The sequence below is a fragment of the Bacillus sp. 22475 genome, assembly GCF_052044835.1.
In the GTDB taxonomy this organism is placed as follows: Bacteria; Bacillota; Bacilli; order Bacillales; family Bacillaceae_G; genus Bacillus_A; species Bacillus_A cereus.
The window spans coordinates 66,528-81,297 of sequence record NZ_JBQENW010000015.1; the positions used below are offsets into that span (position 1 = coordinate 66,528).

Genomic DNA, 14,770 nt, shown 5'->3' on the forward strand with positions numbered 1-14,770 from the left:
AAACGCCTCTAAAAACGTTTGTTCAAAGTTAATTACTATTTTAGCTGAGTGATAGATTACAATTTGCGAGTATGAGAAAGTTTTTTTATAAGTTTAGGAAGTATAGATGTTAATTCTTGCTTCATGCGCTTCGTAAACGATGGGTCCTTACCGGAAGTTGAAATAGTGACAACATATTCATCATTTCGAATGACACCAGGTGTGTGAAAAGATGATGCTGTACTACCACTTACAACGTTAACCCACTGGAAATCATGAGCGGCCTGTTTGACCATCATATTTACAGCATGTTGATTTGTAGCTGCATAAATAAGATGAGCATCTTTAATATCATCATTACTAAAAGTTTTTTGCTTCCAAGTAATATAAGAAAGTTCCTTCATTTCCTCGCAAATTTCTGGGCTGACAACAGTGACGAAAGCACCTGTATTTTTTAATCCAGACGCTTTTCGATATGCAATTTTACCTCCACCAATGATAACGACCACTTTATTTTGTAGATTAAACATAAGAGGGTACATGTTATACATATATGCATTCCTCCATTCGTTCTAATAATGTTAACTTCATGTATGTATCAAACTGAAGACAGTTACAAGTCGTAACGTGATCATATTTTTTTGTATGCAATTTAATTTTTTGAAGTAATAATCCGGTAAAGAGAAGGTACGGCATGACATATACGTGGGACGCAGTCGATGTTATAGCCTTGAGCTCGGCAGTAAAAGAGGGAGTTCCTTTCGTTAAAAAGGAACAGGATACTGGCATACCGAGTTTGCGTTCGACAGCTGCTCCGATTTGTTGTAATTCATGTATCGGTTGTGGATCACTGCTGCCTCGTCCTACGAGTAAAATACTACTATTTTGCATTGGCATAGCTTCACGTATTCTTTTCACTACAAGTTCCACCATATGTGGATGTGTACTAAAAGGAGGTACAACTGAAAATGTTATTTGTGGATATTTCTTTTGTAGTTGCTCTATTTCAAAAGGAATATCACGTTTATAGTGAGCTGCTGCAAATAATAAAACAGGTACAATCATTATTTCAGTTACTCCCTCTATTATCGTTTCTGTAACTGCATCCGAAATAGTAGGTGTCGTTAGTTCTAGAAAAGCTATTTTTTGAATTCTTTCGTTTCGCTCTTTCATAACAGATTGAATAAATTGAATGAATTGTTCATTACCTTCTTGTAGCCGGCTCCCATGTCCAACATATACAATTCCTTTCATTGTCTCACCATGTCTTTCTTCATAAGAGTTTCTTGTAATTGATGATCTACGTTATGAAACCCAACTTTATTTGCATAGTATAAAGTTGGAACGTCGGTATACGAGAATGGGAGAGTAAGAATATTGATAAAGTCAAGGCGTTTTATTTCTGCTAGAAACGTATCAATAGAAGCACGGCCTTCAAATACAATGCTATCCCATGAGAATTCAGAAAGCATACGTGAATGAATTTCATCGAAGCGATGATCAATTGTGTATTCATGAGTCATCATATAGGAACCAGCACCAATTTTTTCTTGAATAACAGCAATTCGGTTAATGTTTCGTCCTAAATAAATCGTTGAATTCGAAGAAAATTGCGCAGGTTTACTTAACAATCCATATTGCATGAGCTTTTCTTGAATAGAAAGGTTCATATACTGAAGTTCTGCCTGTAAGGAACGAATATCTTTATGATATTTACTGCATGATTGCATTAAGATGTCTACACTGTCAGCGGAACAAAATACAAGACGATCAACGCTAAAAATCATATTGATTTGTTCAGAGGTTAATGTGTATTCTTTCTTTTTGAAAGTTGGAATTTGATATATTTCTGCACCGGACTCTTGTAACATTTGCTTTATTGCGCTTTTTTTATTTGTTGCAGATGCAAATAAAACTTTCTTGCCGTGTAATGGCTTGCGTTCTTTCCAAGAGATTTGATTACGTAAGGAAACGACATCACCAACAATTGTCATAGAAGGATTAGAAATATTTTCGTTTTTGACAATAGAAACAATGGTAGACAGTGTCCCTGTGACAACGCGCTGTTTACCAGTTGTACCCCATTCAATGACTGCTACTGGCGTATCTTCTTTTTTTCCTGCTTGTAGTAAGTTTTCACAAATTGTAGGTAAGTTTTTTATACCCATGTAGTAGGCAATCGTGTCGCTATTGTAAGATGAATTATATTTTCCATGATCGGTTAAAGGACCTTTTGCATGTCCGGTTAATAAAGTGACACTATTACTGTAGTCACGGTGGGTGAGGGGAATACCTGCATAGATACTAGCGGCGATGCTAGATGTAATACCTGGTACAATTTCATATGGAATATTTGCTGATGCTAAAGTTTCTGCTTCTTCACCAACACGGCCAAAAATAGATGGATCTCCGCCTTTTAAGCGGACTATGATTTTTCCTTCTTTCGCAAATTGAAGGAGGTGTGAGTTAATCATTTCTTGACGCATAGTATGATTCTTTGGCATTTTTCCGCAATAAATAAGTTCACATGTTTCTTTTGTATAATTAAGAAAGGAAGGGTTTAATAAGCGGTCATATAAGACGATATCTGCACGATTTAAGCACTCTATCGCTTTTTTTGTAATAAGCTCTTCATCACCTGGTCCTGCACCAACTAAATATACATATCCGTTCATATTCGCACCTCGTCTATTTTTATTTAAAAGGAAGCCAGGGGAGGCTTCCTTTTTTAAATTACATGTATATATAAATATCCCCGTCAATAACTTCTACTTCATACGTTTGAATACAACCGTCATCAGGCTTTTGAACTTCACCTGTTAGTAGTGAAATTTTCCAATCATGTAATGGACAAAAGACGAATTCTCCAGATACAATACCTTCCGCTAATGGCCCGTTTTTATGAGGACAACGATTTTCTACAGCTCGAATATCGCCATTTGAAAGGCGGAATAGGGCGAAAGACATACCTTTCATTTGCACCTCTTTACCGATTTGAATAGGAAGGTCTTCTGCACGCATAACTTTTATTTTTTCTTTTGTTTGTATCATATAGGTCACAGCTCCTTATTTCACAGTTTCTACTTCATACATCGCTTTTAATGATTTCGTTTCTAGTGCTTGTCCCCATGCTTCTTTATATGTGCCACGAGCTTTTTGGAAACGTTCATTTAACTTAGTGACCATATTTGCATCTTGCAGTATTTCTTTTATGTGATTGAAGCCTAAACGTTCTGTCCAGTAGGCAGTACGCTCTCCGTAAATACCAGTTTCACGATAATATTGCATGTAAGCTGTAGCGATGCGAAGGACATCATCTTCAGTAGGGACAATCATTACAAAATCAGCTTCACGTACTTCTGTACCACCATTTCCGCCAATATAAAGTTGATATCCATTTTCGACACAAACAACGCCAAAATCTTTCGTCAGTACTTCCGCACAGTTACGCGGACAACCGGTTACACCCATTTTCATTTTATGAGGTGTATCTACCATTTCTAATGATTGTTCAAGCAACATACCAAGTCCTAATGAATCTTTCGTACCGAAACGGCAAAAACGAGAGCCAACACATGATTTTACATTACGAAGAGATTTTGAATATGCATATCCAGAAGTCATATTTAAGTCAGCCCATACGTTAGGTAAATCTTGTTTCTTGACACCGTATAAGCCAATTCGGCTTGCACCGGTAATTTTCACAAGTGGAACATCATACTTCTTCGCAACTTCAGCAATTTTCATTAAATCGTCTGCTGTTGTAACGCCTCCGTACATACGCGGAATAACAGAGAATGTACCATCGTGCTGGATGTTACCATTCATTCTTTCATTAACGAAACGGGACGATTTATCATCTTCATATTCTTCTGGAATCGCCATACGTAAATAGTAGTTTAAAGCAGGGCGGCATTTCGAACAGCCGTCTTCATGTGCAAAACCAAGAACATTTCGTACTTCTTTTGGAGATTTTAAGCCTTTCTCGTGAATGGCCGCTACGACTTCATCACGGGATAAAGGTGTACATCCACACATACCGGCAGATTGCGCTGAGGCATCAAAAGCATCTCCAAGTGTATGAGATAAAACTTGTTCCACAAGCGGACGACATTTACCACAAGACCCTGCGGCTTTCGTACAGCCTTTAACTTCTTCAAAAGTCGTTAACTCTTGTTCTAAAATGGCGTGAACGATTGTACCTTTCGTAACACCATTACATCCGCAAATCGTGTCATCAGCACTCATAGTAGCAACGTTAAGTTCACTTTCTTCACCAGCTTTGTGAAGAAGAGAAGCGGCTATATATTCTTGTATATCTTCTTCTTTCTTTAACATGCTAAAGAGGCGTGTTCCGTCAGCTGTGTCACCATATAAAACGATACCGATGACTTTATTGTCACGAATTAATACTTTTTTATAGGAACGTTTACATTCATCAAAGATTGATATTGCTTTCGTTTGAGCATCTTCATAAATTTGACCAGCAGAGAATAAATCACAACCTGCAACTTTTAATTGCGTACCGACGATACTGCCCGAATATCCATCAGTTTGTAAATTTGTTATATGTTTTGCTAATATCGCACCTTGTTCATAAAGAGGAGCAACAAGTCCATATGCGATACCGTCATGCTCTGCACATTCTCCAACTGCATAAATGGACTCATCATTTGTTAGCATATAGTCATTGACTACAATACCGCGATTTACAATTAAACCAGAATCTTTTGCTATTTGCGTATTTGGGCGTATTCCGACAGCCATTACGACTAAATCACAATCTACAACTTCACCATCTTCAAATTGAATGCCCTCAACATGGTCTGTACCAAGAATTTTTACAGTTTTCTTTTCCATTAGAAATTTCATGCCTTGCGCTTCCAAATCTTCGCGTAATAGAGAAGCTGCTTTCGTATCTAGTTGCTGCTCCATTAAGTTTGGCATTAAATGAACAACATGTACGTCCATCCCTAAGTCAATAAGACCTCTTGCGGCTTCTAAACCAAGTAACCCACCACCAATAACAACGGCCTTTTTCTTTTCTTTAGCGGTGTCTATCATAAATTGTGTATCTTCAATTGTTCGAAATCCTGTTACACCAGGAAGAGTAGAACCTTCAACAGGTAAAATAAAAGCACTAGAACCTGTTGCGATAATGAGTTTGTCATATGTAAGAGTACGATTTTTTTCTGTGATAATGATTTTTGCTTCTCGGTTAATAATTTGAACTCTTTCGTTTGTATATAAAGTTATTTCGTTTTCTTCATACCAAATGTATTCATTCATAATGATATCTTGCATATTTGTTTTGCCTTGTAAAACGTGAGAGAGCATAATGCGATTGTAGTTTGGATGCGGTTCATCTCCCAAAATAGTAATCTCATATGAATCACTATTATGTTTTAATATTTCTTCCATACAGCGTATTCCAGCCATACCATTTCCGATCATAACTAAACGTTTTTTCATTTTCGTTTCCCCTTTTTCTGTGAAATGTTGAACAAAGGATTATATTTCTATTATAGAAAATCCAAAAAAGGGGAGATGTGATATTTATCACATTTTTATAATGATTCACAAATTGTTAAAATTCGGATTTATTCGAGAGGGATGTGTATATTCTTTACCAAATGAAAAAACAGGACATAAGTATGTATACTCATGTCCTGCACTTCATTTATACTCTCGTAATTGCACGTGGAAATAAAATGTTATTTTCTAAATGAATATGCTCAAATAAATCAGACTCTAGTGCTTCAAGGCGTTGGTAAACAAGTCGATAAGTGCCGCAAGCTCCTTCTGGAGGAGTAAAGTCATTTGTAACTTTACGAAGCTCTTTAATAATGTTGCCTGCGTGGTTATGTTCATTTTCCAACTTATCTACTACTTTACGTAAATTCACATAGTTTTCTTCAATTGGATTTTGTTCAAATTCTAAAATTAATGGAAAATCTTCTGTTTCTTCTTTAATTAAATGTTGTTCTAATTCCATCTTTAATTCGTGAAATAGCTTATGAATTTGAGCTAAGTGAGGCTGACTTGCTCCGTGGACGCGTAATACTTTCGTCACATACGGACTTAACTGTGGTAATTCTTCATTTAAATAGCGATGATGCTTATTTATAACATAATCAATCAATTCACGATAAGAAGCATTTTTCCAATCAATTTCAGATTCATTTAATCGTTTCGTATTATTATAAAGTGTATTTAATTCTGTAAGTACTTCTGTTGCTGATAAATTTCTTTCATGAATTGCATCAATAAGTGGTTTATTGCCACCACAACAAAAGTCTATTCTATATGATTTAAAAAGATCACTAGCTTTCGGGAATTGTGTAACGATCTCACCGACAATAGAAGTTTCAGTAAATGCATGTTTCATATGAACGCCTCCATAAAGTTTGAATGTAATAACTAAATTAAGAATAGCGATAAATGAAAATCAATGTGGTGATTGAAATCACTTATTATGTGTCAGTTTTAAGGATAATAAAATGAATTTTATAAAAGGAAGTGGGAGGGGAATTCGTCGTAATAGTTTCTGATAATAAAAAAGAAGCTTGCTAGAAGCTTCTTTTTTATTACTATTTTTCGCATGCAATTCCATCGCCATCACGATCAAGATGAGAGCTATAACCTGGTTGCCCTTTATGTAAAGGGGCTTTCCCAGCTGCTCTAACTGCAGCACAATTTTTGTAGTATGCACTACTAGTATTTCCTGAAGCGGGTTGTGTTTGAGTTTGCTGTGCTTTTTGCTCTTCTTGTTGTTTACGAGCCTGTTCGTCAGCCTGACGTTTTTGTTCTTCTTGTTGTTTACGAGCTTGTTCATCAGCTTGTCGTTTTTGTTCTTCTTGTTGCTTACGAGTCTGTTCATCAGCTAGACGTTTCTGTTCTTCTTGTTGTTTACGAGCTTGTTCATCAGCCTGACGTTTTTCATCTTCTTGCTTACGAGCTTGTTCCTCGGCTAGACGTTTTTCATCTTCTTGTTTACGAGCTTGTTCCTCGGCTTGACGCTTCTCATCTTCTTGCTTTTGAGTTTTTTCATCCGCCTCTTTCTTTTCTAGTTCTTTTTTCTGTTCGCTATCTTTTTGTTCTTCATTGTTAGAGGCAACTTTTGTACTAGTTGCTGTCGTTTTTTCAGAAGAAGGAGCTGAAATACCTGATAGCGCAACAAAAATGACAAATAATACGGCTGTAATAATAAATTGTTTTTTCGCTACACCTGTTTTCTTAATTACAGATAAGATTGCTATAACAAGGAAGAATATAAATAGAATGAAACTTAAAGTAGAAAAAAACTCGACGACGGGGTGTTCCGATTTTGTTGTACCGGTCGTTATTAATATAATAGAAATCATAAAAAGAATAACGGTAGGACGTCCATATTGTTTTGCTTTTCCATTTTTCTTAAAGAATGAAATGATACATAAGATTAAAAGAATAAAAGCAATAAAAAATAAAGCTGCACCAATATTACTCAAAAACGCCATTTTTATACCTCCATTTGTAAGATTTTCTTTATTGATTATATAGGAACTTATTGGATATTACACGTATTATATAAATTTAGAAAATAAATATTTTTACTAGACCTATAAACATTTATTTTGTATATAAGGAAAAATAGATATATTTCCTATTACTTTTTGAAAGAGATTTCATAAATTATAGTATATCGATTGAAAGGAGGAGATTTGAATGGAATTTCAATTGTTGGTAACTTGTATATTACAAGAAGGTAATGCTTACTTTTTAGTAACGAAGGTAGACGATGTTATTACGTTAAAAGTACCAATTACTGCGGGAGTAGCAGGTTTATTTTTAGCTTTAGGTGTACCAAGATGTTCTTAATTTAAATCTCTATAGTAGAAGAGGAAGGACATGCCTTTCTTTTCTACTATTACATAATATAATTATGTAAACTTAAATGTCATATTTGTGATAGCACGTTTGAAATGGACATGCATATACTATAATGTTTCATTGGATGTTAGCGGTGAAAGGTAGTTTTAATAAGTGCATCCAGTGATGTTTTTAAGCTATGAAAATAAAAGAGGTGCTATTATATATGAAAAGAAAAACATTGGATATTCCAGTTACATTGCGAAGAGAGTGGTTTTTAATAGAGTTAGCTCATTTAACGAAAAAATATGGAATTGAAATTGCAACTAGCAAAATGGATGCTGCACCGTTTTTAAGAGATCAAGTTACGGAGTCAAAGATAGGGGAAGGGCTACAATACGATAAATATGATGATGAGTATATAATTGAAAATTAAAGGGTAACAACAAAATTAAATTAATTTATAACAAAATATAAAATAAAGCAGATTCTAAATATAGAATCTGCTTTATTATGAAATACTTGTAGTCAACTAGCCTCTTTCTAGTATTTTTCCTACATATTTCTCTTGCGTTATTCCAAAAGAGTCACGAAGAATGCGAGCATAATCTTTAGATTCTATTGGTCGTTTATTTTTGGTGCCTTTAAAGGTTTCTGTATAATTTTTATTTGTTAATGATATGTGACCATAAGTAGTTAATTTACAAGTGATAGCTCCTTTATTAAAAGGAGATTCTTTATGCTCTACAATCACTTTTTGAATATTATTCACTTTTTTCTCATCTATTGGATCTACAGTGAAAGCATAGCCTATTTTCCATTCGTTTGAAGGTTCAGATTGTAAGAAACTTGTAGATTCTCCGTTAGCTCCTTTTCTCATTTCTAAAATATGCGTACCTTTTCGAGTATTTCGCTTACGAATTCGATATTCTCCTGTTTGAGAGGAGATGACTTCTCCGTTAAAAGGTACTGGATGTAAAGGGAGATGAGATGCAAAACCTGCATCCACAACATAATCTTTATCCTCATGACTTAATATGATAATGACATGACCATCATCGGGTTTCCATTTATTATCGTACAGATCATAAACAGTACCGGCTACTTTGTATACTTGAAACCCACAATCAATTAAGAAATAATACAATAAGGAGTTTAATTCATAACAAAGTCCACCTCGTTTTTGAATAAGTAACTTTTCTATTAAGTTATCTTTTGAGATATTTTTAATAGTACCAGCCATAATATCAAGATTTTCATAGGGGAGAATCATTCCCATTTTTAAGAGAATTTCATCTAAATCATCAAATGTTATTTCTTTTGCAGGAATTTTTAAGCGTTTAAAAAACTCCTTTTGTAATTTGGTCATCATAAAGTATTCTCCTTTCTTTTTACAGAATTTTCTTCTGCTCACCGATAGGTTAGTACTTCTAAAAAGTTAATTCAAGTGCACGGAAATTATCATAATATATGTTTCTGGAAATATAACTATCTATTTGGAAATTTCAGTTTAATTTTTAATCGTAGGAAAGTCTTATAATATAAGCTCCTTTAAAATTAGTTTGTATTTAATGAAAAGAAAGTACATATCTTTATTATATTTTTAAATAACTAACTAGTGATAAAATGTTTTTTTACTAAAATTTTTTCAAGATTTGTATGCTTTATATAAACAATAATGATTAAAGAAATATCTGGGTGTAGCGAAGTTAACAATTATTGAGAAACTTTTTTGTCGTATTCTATCAAAAGGAAGAGGTAGAAACAAAGAGAATAACGAGAGTTAAGGAAGAGGGTATACAACTAGTAACCTTCTAAAAATAGGGCTAACATCTTTTTAAAATAAAAGATTAGCTATTATTAAGGAAGGGAAAATATAAAATATTATAAAGAACACCTTCTTTCAAAAAAATAGGGGGAGTAATATGCGACTGATGAGAAGATGGGTGGCCTTACTAATTGTATTTTTTATCATGGCTCCAACGATTAGCACGCATGTAAAGGCAGAAGTTGTAAAAGAGCTTGGAAAGGGGTTTCCTGACACAGAAGTATTTACACCTGGGGAATGGTTTTTAGGCCAAAAACCTGCTAATTATGATGAGAATAAACCACCAATTCTCTTTGTGCAAGGAAGAAATGGTAATGCGGATAGTTGGTATGGAAAGACAGTATATCATGATATAAATGATATGTATGATTATGCTTTGAAAGCAGGCTATCAAACAGTGTTTATACAATTATATGATGCTGCGGGGAAAGGTTCGGCTAGTCAGTGGGATAACGGAAAACTGTTAGCACAAAAACTTGAAGAAATATATAATCATTTCGGTAAAAAAGTTAATATTGTAGCACATAGTAAAGGTGGTATTGATACACAAGCCGCATTAGTTGAATATGGTGCGAATCGATTTGTTGGAAATGTTATTACACTTGCTACACCGCATCACGGCTCAAATTTAGCAGATTTATCATATAGTTGGTGGGCAGGGTGGCTTGCTTCTATATTAGGTCAAAAAGATGATGGTACGTATTCGTTACAAATAGGTGAAATGGCAAAGTTTCGTTCAACAATAGATAACAACCCAGCAGCTAAATTAAACCGTTACTATACGGCTACTGGGACTAGCTGGGGGCCAACATTTTCTGCATTATCTATGGGCGGGTTATATTTATCGTCGTACGGTTCAAATGATGGACTAGTAAATGAATGGAGTGCGAAGCTATCGTACGGTATACATTTATTTACAGATTCAAGATTTGATCATGACAATATAAGAAAAGGATCAGCTGTTTTTGCACGAATTGAACCATATTTACGTACGACAAATGTGGGGTTACCAGCTTTATTAGCATCCAGCACTAGTTCAAATGAAAATCTAGAACAATTAAATACAACTTCAAATCAAAATATTTTAGGAGGCGAATTACCACAAAATCAGTGGATAGAGCAAAGTATTTCTGTTGATAAAAAGGCTGAAGGAATAGTTTCTGTACTAACTGCTTCTTCTGATGTAGAAGTACAAATGGTATCTCCAAAAGGAAAAATCTATGCAAACAAAGATAGCGCTATAACTACTGGTGAAGGCGAATCTTTCTTTAATGGGGCGACAATTAGAACATTCAAGTTTGATAAATTGGAAGTAGGCGAATGGAAAATCAAAATGATGGCGAAGCAGTCGAAAGATGCATATTTAGTTGTAAGCGATTACAAGAATGACGCGCCATTTGTTCTTCAAATGCCTACAAAGGTTAAAGTAAATAAACCTGAGTATAAACTGAAAAAATCACCAGTGGCACCTGAAATGAAAGGGGATCTTTCCATAACAGTAAGAGTCGTTAATAAAGAAGGTAAGTTAGTCTCTGAATTTAATGAATTACAAAATGTTAATACGAATACATTTACAGGTGCTTTGAAAGATATAAAACAACCGGGAGTATATAACGTTACGATGGATATAAAAGGGATGAATAAAGAAGGAAAACCATATAATCGTACGATTGTTAAGTCGGTTTATGTAGAGAAATAAGGAAGAATAAATAAGCATAATATAAAAGTGCAGAAATCTTGTGTTAGAAAGAATTCTGCACTTTTTTTGCGTGATGAGAGATAATAAAAGTCGAAGAAAACTGTTATTCAATAAAAAAAGATGCTGAAATAGCATCTGAATGTGAAGAAATAATATTAACTTAGTTTTGTAACTATTAATTCAACTGAATTTATACCATTGTCACAAGTTACAATACTTTGACGATTAAAGCCACTATTATTTCTAAGTTGAAGAGTTGAATTAGCTGGCACTGTAACAATCGTTTCGCCAACGAGTTGAAGACATTCGTTATTTGATGAAGTATTCATTTGAATAGCGAAGTCACCTTGACTATTAGCAAGTGGATTGTTATTTAAAAATATAGTTATGACTGGGATATGTGGAAATACAGGATTTAAAGTAGTATTAATACTGGAAATGAACGAAACTCTATAATCACCAGCTTGTCTAAATTGTATAGTAGTAGGGTTTAGTAAGGAAACGCCTCCTGCTAAAGGTCCAACGTGATTAAATGGAAAAGGGTTGCCAAAAGGAACAGTTATAAATTCAGTTTGCCAAAAAGTTCCGTATGCAGGACAGCTTCGTTTATGTGAATGGTCACATCAACATTTTTTATTTGAACTGGAAGAAGATTTACATGAGCATTTTTTATACGAGTTTGAAGAATGATAGTATGAACCCAATATATTACCTCCTATTCTTAATAAATGTAAAACACATAATAGTTTATGAAAATGAATCACAATTGGCGTGTATGCTTGTACTATAAAAGGAGATAGATTTGGAATATAAAGTGCTCAAATGATGAAATATAGTATTGGGGTATTACCTGTAACACTTTTTGAAGATGATAAGGTTCATAATTTGATAGAAAAATGAATGGGATTTCTAAATGGATTAAAGTAACGAGGAAACGTTTATCCCGCTATTTTCCGAGCGGCAAGACCCCACCTCAAAATTCAGTGAAAGCAAAGAAGTTAGTTGGGGGATGAACAAAACCCCCACTGAGTAAAGTTTCACTTTATTATATTAATTTCGTCTGACAAACAGCAATATTATCTTTTGCTGTATGGATGTTATCGTTTGGTGAAGTCATGATATTTAATCGTATGTATATTAGATTATTTAGTTTATTTTTTTATTTTATTTGTGTAGCTGGGCAGGAAGAAGTCAGAAAATATAGAATAAATGTACATATGAAGCATCGTTTGTTTTTGGTGTGAATAGTAATTAAAGATACGCTAAAATATTTAAAATTGTAACGAAAGAGAGATTAAATAATAGAAGGAGCAACTTACATGGAAAATATATTAAAGGTATCTTCAAAATCAAGCCCAAATTCAGTCGCGGGTGCAATAGCGGGTGTACTAAGAACAAGTGGTAATGTGGAAATTCAAGCGATTGGGGCTGGAGCTATAAATCAAGCGATTAAAGCAATTGCGATTGCAAGAGGGTTCGTCGCTCCAAGTGGTATTGACTTAGCTTTTGTTCCAGCGTTTCAAGAGATTTCTATCAATAATGAAGAAAGAACAGCGATTAAATTAATTGTAGGCCCTAGAAAGAAAAGGTCTTAGTAGAAGAGAGTGTTACTATAAGGGGAAAAGACCAATAGACTTCCCATGTTAGATACGTTATTTTATGTAACCGATCCTTGGGTGTGGACATGGCATTATGCCGGACGCATGTCTGTTAAGTTCTCCTTAAACTTAGCGAGTGTTCTAGATACTTAAAAATAAACACCCTTAAAACTGCTCATTCTTTTCCCAAGATTCTAATAGACCACCTGTAATAGGTGGTCTATTTTTATTTATTTACAATTAATATACTTTGAAAGGAATTGTTAATTTTCATTTAGCATAGTCTCTAATTTATCTAATTCAATAAGTAGAGGGTCGTCAAAGCTTTTTACGAGGCCGGTATCAGTATAGGCTCTCACTGCGCCTTTAATTCGACGAGATTCTAATCCGTCATTAGTATAATCGTTACTTTGCAGATAATTAGCTAAACGATTTAATCGTTTTAGTAAATCTTCATAGAATGGATCTTCTTTTTCTTTTTGTTTATTTTTTGTAATTTCAATTACTATCTTGATTTGACTTAATAGTACATTTTCATTTTTAGACATATATATATTTTCCTCCTATTTACCTGGAATTTCTCTAACTTCTTTGATCCATTCTGATGGATATCCGAATGGTAATAATACTTGGTCTTCATCACCTTTAAATATTGTTCCAGACCTAGTTGTTTGTTTTTCAGCTCGTCCTATTTGTAATATTGTACCTTCCGGGGCTTGTATTACCGCTTCATATTGTCGAGTGTTTTTCCATTCAGGTAATAACGCTAAATCTATTTTTGCTTGAATTTTGTTCGGCGCAGGAACTGTAGTAACAAATGTTCCGTTTGGTTTAGCTTGTCCACCATATGCTCGGTAAAAATTGATATCTTCTGTTGTTTTTACTGTTCTATAATTACCATCTTTAAATGTTGCACCAAGAGTTCCAGGTAGGTTTTGTTTTTCAACCGCTATTACTTTATCTTCAATACGAGTGGAGTATTGTGTAGCATTTCTTAGCTTTTCAGCTTTTTTAACAGTATTAGCAGCTTCAACTGCATTTGCAGTCATTTTTACCCCTTTTCCAACTTTGGCAATTTTTCCAACTGGTGTAAGACCAGCTACAGCCATTCCTCCAGCGAAAATTCTTTCCCAAGTGGAAAGTTTTTCTCCAGTTGATGGATCAACACCATCCCAAGCACGACGCACATCATATTCGCCACTTATTTCACCAGCTAAATCTCTGGCTAATTTTTTACCATCAAATCCTTTTTCCTCTGAAGAAGGTCTGCCACACATTGCACCTTCTTCCATTGTAACATCTTGATTATCCGCATTACGGAATTTTTCAGCAATTCTTTTCAAATCCTCTTCCACTTGTATAATTGAATTGATAGATGTAAAAGCTTTTGGTCTCGCATCATTGAACATTTGAATGAACTGTTGATTAGAGGCACCAATCCATTGAAAACACAAATGATCAATTTCATTACATAAATTATTATGTATAGATTCTAATGCGATTCGGGTATTACTTGCACGATGTGCAACTTCTTCTAGCATTTCAGGTGTCACTTTGATTTGAACCATTTTTTTCCTCCCTCTCCCAATTAAGATTATAAGATAAATAGAAGAAAAATAAATATATAAAATTTAGATTATATTAAGGGGCATTTATTTATAGAAGAAATATAAAAAAGTGCTAACAAGTTTGCAAACGAACTTGCTAACACCTATAAGAAATAGACATAAAGTATCGCCGATATGTCGTCTTTGAAAATAGCTTTAATCAGTTACATCATACTTATACGAAATGCTCATAAAAACAGTCTTAATATCA

The 14,770-nt window shown here is 34.2% G+C and carries 14 protein-coding genes and 1 pseudogene; 4 read left to right on the forward strand and 11 right to left on the reverse strand.

Features of this window, described 5'->3' with window-relative positions; all coding sequences use genetic code 11:
* Window positions 1-56 precede the first annotated feature (56 nt).
* The 7 genes from ACTJJY_RS21245 to ACTJJY_RS21275 form a co-directional block, all read right to left on the reverse strand.
* A complete protein-coding gene (locus ACTJJY_RS21245) occupies window positions 57-530 on the reverse strand; it encodes a precorrin-2 dehydrogenase (RefSeq protein WP_000282601.1) in 474 nt (157 codons plus the stop codon).
* A complete protein-coding gene (locus tag ACTJJY_RS21250; protein ID WP_377901073.1) occupies window positions 523-1,233 on the reverse strand; it encodes a sirohydrochlorin chelatase in 711 nt (236 codons plus the stop codon). The genes ACTJJY_RS21245 and ACTJJY_RS21250 overlap by 8 nt, the downstream gene beginning before the upstream one ends.
* The gene (locus ACTJJY_RS21255; RefSeq protein WP_440606461.1) at window positions 1,230-2,654 is read right to left on the reverse strand and encodes a uroporphyrin-III C-methyltransferase; all 1,425 of its coding nucleotides are present in this window, start codon (window positions 2,652-2,654) and stop codon (window positions 1,230-1,232) included. The genes ACTJJY_RS21250 and ACTJJY_RS21255 overlap by 4 nt, the downstream gene beginning before the upstream one ends.
* Window positions 2,655-2,712: 58 nt before the next feature.
* Window positions 2,713-3,030: a nitrite reductase small subunit NirD gene (gene nirD / locus ACTJJY_RS21260; RefSeq protein WP_000616683.1), complete on the reverse strand. Its 318-nt coding sequence runs from the start codon at window positions 3,028-3,030 to the stop codon at window positions 2,713-2,715.
* Between the two features lie 15 nt (window positions 3,031-3,045).
* Window positions 3,046-5,451 (reverse strand): NADPH-nitrite reductase large subunit, encoded by a 2,406-nt coding sequence (nirB, locus tag ACTJJY_RS21265; protein ID WP_440606462.1) that lies wholly within the window; start codon window positions 5,449-5,451, stop codon window positions 3,046-3,048.
* 208 nt (window positions 5,452-5,659) lie between these two features.
* Window positions 5,660-6,367, reverse strand: coding sequence for an iron-sulfur cluster repair di-iron protein (gene ric, locus ACTJJY_RS21270; RefSeq protein WP_000679631.1), 708 nt, complete (start codon window positions 6,365-6,367; stop codon window positions 5,660-5,662).
* A 202-nt stretch (window positions 6,368-6,569) separates the two neighbouring features.
* On the reverse strand, window positions 6,570-7,475 hold the full coding sequence (locus ACTJJY_RS21275; protein ID WP_440606463.1) for an excalibur calcium-binding domain-containing protein: 906 nt from the start codon (window positions 7,473-7,475) through the stop codon (window positions 6,570-6,572).
* A 208-nt stretch (window positions 7,476-7,683) separates the two neighbouring features.
* Here ACTJJY_RS21275 and exsG point away from each other — a divergent pair, with 208 nt between their 5' ends.
* Both exsG and ACTJJY_RS21285 read left to right on the forward strand, forming a co-directional pair.
* Entirely contained in the window at window positions 7,684-7,836 is a 153-nt protein-coding gene (gene exsG / locus ACTJJY_RS21280) for an exosporium protein ExsG (protein ID WP_000395679.1), read from the forward strand.
* A gap of 217 nt (window positions 7,837-8,053) precedes the next feature.
* Window positions 8,054-8,263: a hypothetical protein gene (locus tag ACTJJY_RS21285; RefSeq protein ID WP_000824206.1), complete on the forward strand. Its 210-nt coding sequence runs from the start codon at window positions 8,054-8,056 to the stop codon at window positions 8,261-8,263.
* Window positions 8,264-8,359: 96 nt separating this feature from the next.
* Here ACTJJY_RS21285 and ACTJJY_RS21290 read toward each other — a convergent pair whose 3' ends face one another.
* Complete coding sequence (locus ACTJJY_RS21290; RefSeq protein WP_440606464.1) at window positions 8,360-9,199, reverse strand: arylamine N-acetyltransferase family protein; 840 nt, start codon at window positions 9,197-9,199, stop codon at window positions 8,360-8,362.
* 553 nt (window positions 9,200-9,752) lie between these two features.
* On the opposite strand from ACTJJY_RS21290, the gene ACTJJY_RS21295 reads away from it, so the two are divergent.
* Window positions 9,753-11,354, forward strand: a complete 1,602-nt coding sequence (locus tag ACTJJY_RS21295; protein WP_440606465.1) for an esterase/lipase family protein — start codon at window positions 9,753-9,755, stop codon at window positions 11,352-11,354.
* Between the two features lie 155 nt (window positions 11,355-11,509).
* On the opposite strand, the pseudogene ACTJJY_RS21300 reads toward ACTJJY_RS21295, so the two are convergent.
* Window positions 11,510-12,058, reverse strand: a pseudogene (locus ACTJJY_RS21300) (preprotein translocase).
* Window positions 12,059-12,673: 615 nt separating this feature from the next.
* Between ACTJJY_RS21300 and ACTJJY_RS21305 the strand changes: the two are divergent.
* Window positions 12,674-12,949, forward strand: a complete 276-nt coding sequence (locus ACTJJY_RS21305; protein WP_000427801.1) for a stage V sporulation protein S — start codon at window positions 12,674-12,676, stop codon at window positions 12,947-12,949.
* 266 nt (window positions 12,950-13,215) lie between these two features.
* Here ACTJJY_RS21305 and ACTJJY_RS21310 read toward each other — a convergent pair whose 3' ends face one another.
* Window positions 13,216-13,500: a hypothetical protein gene (locus ACTJJY_RS21310; protein ID WP_440606466.1), complete on the reverse strand. Its 285-nt coding sequence runs from the start codon at window positions 13,498-13,500 to the stop codon at window positions 13,216-13,218.
* A gap of 15 nt (window positions 13,501-13,515) precedes the next feature.
* Entirely contained in the window at window positions 13,516-14,520 is a 1,005-nt protein-coding gene (locus ACTJJY_RS21315; RefSeq protein ID WP_440606467.1) for a WXG100 family type VII secretion target, read from the reverse strand.
* Window positions 14,521-14,770 lie beyond the last annotated feature (250 nt).